1 protein-coding gene is annotated in these 282 nt (G+C 66.3%); it reads right to left on the bottom strand.

Features of this window, described 5'->3' with window-relative positions; translation table 11 throughout:
- Positions 1-282, bottom strand: a 282-nt coding sequence (locus AC6CDK_RS17865) for a radical SAM protein (RefSeq protein WP_496639967.1), incomplete at both ends; no start/stop codon positions are given.

The raw sequence follows: 282 nt of genomic DNA on the forward strand, positions 1-282 counted from the left end.
CCTCCAGGGTTATCTCCGCGCCGGGGCCAAGGCCATAGCAGCGCGCTGCCGCACCGATGATGCGCTCCACGGCCGCCGGCGACAGAAGCGACGGGGTCCCTCCGCCAAGGTAGAGGGTAGTCGCTGGAGAGAGGGGGGGGGGATTCGCCGCCGCGACCCGCATCTCCATCTCCCGGGCCACGAGGGATGCGTAGTCGTCGATCGCCAGGGGCGCGTCCGACCGTGAAACGAAAGAGCAGTAACGGCACTTCTTCAGGCAGAAAGGGATATGGACGTAGAGAT

This window comes from Geobacter sp. PheSNFMC (genome assembly GCF_059620965.1).